This is a genomic window from Paenisporosarcina sp. P4_E4_2 (assembly GCF_056401595.1).
In genome coordinates this window covers 1-2,691 of record NZ_JBFUJC010000394.1, presented here as the reverse complement: position 1 = coordinate 2,691, position 2,691 = coordinate 1, and the positions used below count along the sequence as shown (strand labels likewise).

Here is a 2,691-nt window from a genome sequence, read left to right as displayed (position 1 = left end):
ATTAAAGGAGATTGAATGATGAAAAAACTATTATTGCTTATTGCTTCACTTTCTTTAGTTCTTGCAGCTTGTACTGAAGACAATGAAGAGAAAAAAGTTACAACGACTGWAGGAACTAAATCTGAAGAAACTRCATCTGAAGAAAAAGCGAACCCTGCTGGAGATATGATGAAGTTTTACTTATCAATCTCTCAATCTATTAATGCKGTAGATGCAGATCTAAATGCTTWTGAAAATGTAGATSYAGAAGCACCTCCAGAAGCTGCTGAGCTTAAAAAAATGCGGGATGCTGCAAAAACAGCTGCTGCAAATACTGCGGTTAAAGTAGAAGAATTAGAAGTTCCWGCWGAATTAAAAGATCATCAAGAAACAATTGAYTCAGCATTAAACAAAATKCAAGAAGCTTATACAATGAAAGCAGACGCATTAGCTGCWGAAGGTGACGTTGTATTAGATGAGGCAAATGCTAAATTTGAAGAGGCTGAAGCTGAATTAAATRAGGTACTTAAAGAAGTYGGCTTAGCAGAATCAAGCATTGCCAGCGAAGTAGCACAATAAGAAAAAATCGTCCGATTGAACGGACGATTTTTTTATTTAACATTATGTCAGTCGGTATATATACAAATGTGAAGCCAGCTGCCTTTAAAGGGCAGCTTTTCTTGTGGAGTAATGAAATCGAATACTTCCCAATCCGGGTGTTATGTCTACTTGGAGTCGAATGCTTTAGTTGAATATCATTGGGCTGCTGAAGGCAACTCTTTTCCTACTTGAATTATCGGGGCAGTTTTGAACAGTATTTAGAAAGGGAGTTAAGAAATGAGTATTAAATTTAAGTATCGAATTGCGTTAATAATACTTATGATAATTTTTATTTCTTTTCAGGCAATGAGAATTATTGATAGTTACAACAAAGGGTATCTATTTGGTCTCCCTAGTTTTCAGTTATTAATTGGACTAATTATTTTGATTGCATTATCTGTACCTGATCATCAAAAAGAAGATGAGTAAATTTTTGACAAGATGCTCAAGCAGCCATTTTCCTTATTGAACTAACGAAGCAGGTGTGTTACAGACATTAACCGCCTGTTTCAAGATGCTCATAAAACACTTAAAGGAAACGGAAGATTTGCTTTTAGTATCCAGCATCCACTAACAACTTCATCATTTGTTAGTAAGCAATCTGGGGACAAACGCGGTAATTGGATTGTTGATGACTATTTCCATGAGGGTGAAAGAAAAGAGCCTTGGATTGATCAAATAGTGGTTAAGTATCATCGTACAATTGAAAATTATTTTATAGCACTTAGACAAGTTGGCTTTACAGTACTAGATTTACGTGAAGGTACACCAAAACGTGAACATTTCAGTAGCGAAGAAGAATTTGTAAGAAGACAGCGAATTCCAGTTGTATTGGCTTTTTCTTGTGTGAAGTAAACAAATATCCTAACATGCCTGTTAACTAACGCGTGCTTTACTTCAATAAGGAGTAAGTCCATTTCTTATTCAACTAACGGGGCAGGTTAGTTGAACAAGGAGAGCTGAAATTATGTTTAAATTTCTAATATTGTTTCAAAAGTGATTTTTTAGTGGGACTTACATATGAGTGGAATAGCAATAACTCCTGAACCACCTTATTACGCAGTGATTTTTTCTTCACATAGACCGGAAGTAGGCAGGAGTTACGGGAAATGGCGGATAAAATGGTGGAATTAGCTTCTCTGCAGAAGGGATTCTTAGGTCTCGAAAGTACACAGGACGAACGATTAGGAATTACAGTTCCGTATTGGGGTTCTTTACAATCCAAAAAGATTGGATGGGAAATTCAGCGCATAAAGTAACACAAAATAAAGGGAAACCAGAGTGGTATAAAAACTTTTTTCTCAAAGTTTGTAAAGTAGTGAGACATAACTTTTTTGAAATGTGACAATTGTTATTGTGTTTTTTATTCACAGTATGGCTCAGGGAACGATGCGATTACGATTAGAACATGTATCGATCAATTGGAATCGAACTTTCGTTATGATGGACGATATGTTGGTAATTATGAATCAAATAACCTGGTTGCGACATCGAAAGTTTCGCCAAATGTTTAAAAGATGGTCTTGCAACTACATTTGTCWGATAGGCTGATTGATTTGCCCCTGGCATTCTGGTTTGATTCAGAGCATGAATCATTTGTTCAGCTGTCATTATTCCTAACCCATGACCAAAATTCGTACCATCTCCTAAAACAACGGCATTCTCCCCTCTCCAGTGAGGGGTTCTCGGGTCGAAGTCCGGATTTTCAAAATATATGACATCTCCAGGCAAAAAATGGCCTGTATAATACGGTTTTATTTGGAGTTCAGAATCATTTTGCCAGCTGTATAAATAGATGTTTTGAAATAATTGATTAAATAAGGATTCTCCCATAGTGTTTAGGACCGCATGGTAATAGATAATGACCATTGCCGTAGCACATTCAAAAGCATATTGTGAACTGTTCATGTAGATATCTTGAATCGCGTCTGATGGTTTTACTCCATGCCGCAGCAGGAATCCGCCGGTACTCGTCAATTGCCAGTATTGAGGATTACCACGGGAATTTTCAAGTATTTCAAACCGCACATTGCTTTGATTCATGGCTCTTGCACTTAATATGATATTTTTTCGTAACTTAAGCTCAAACAATAATTCACCTATGGATTGATA

4 protein-coding genes and 1 pseudogene are annotated in these 2,691 nt (G+C 36.5%); 4 read left to right on the top strand and 1 reads right to left on the bottom strand.

Annotation, left to right across the window (positions count from 1 at the left end; all coding sequences use genetic code 11):
• The first annotated feature begins 18 nt into the window (after positions 1–18).
• The 4 genes and pseudogenes from AC1DSB_RS17650 (at position 19) to AC1DSB_RS17635 (ending at position 1,924) form a co-directional block, all read left to right on the top strand.
• On the top strand, positions 19–558 hold the full coding sequence (locus AC1DSB_RS17650; RefSeq protein ID WP_477587244.1) for a hypothetical protein: 540 nt from the start codon (positions 19–21) through the stop codon (positions 556–558).
• A gap of 258 nt (positions 559–816) precedes the next feature.
• Positions 817–1,008, top strand: coding sequence for a hypothetical protein (locus AC1DSB_RS17645; protein ID WP_477533032.1), 192 nt, complete (start codon positions 817–819; stop codon positions 1,006–1,008).
• A 252-nt stretch (positions 1,009–1,260) separates the two neighbouring features.
• Positions 1,261–1,434: a hypothetical protein gene (locus tag AC1DSB_RS17640; RefSeq protein ID WP_477587243.1), complete on the top strand. Its 174-nt coding sequence runs from the start codon at positions 1,261–1,263 to the stop codon at positions 1,432–1,434.
• A 165-nt stretch (positions 1,435–1,599) separates the two neighbouring features.
• Positions 1,600–1,924 (top strand): annotated as a pseudogene (locus tag AC1DSB_RS17635) (antibiotic biosynthesis monooxygenase family protein).
• Between the two features lie 56 nt (positions 1,925–1,980).
• Here AC1DSB_RS17635 and AC1DSB_RS17630 read toward each other — a convergent pair.
• Positions 1,981–2,691: protein-glutamine gamma-glutamyltransferase (locus AC1DSB_RS17630; RefSeq protein WP_477587242.1), on the bottom strand; the 711-nt coding region annotated here is incomplete at its 5' end.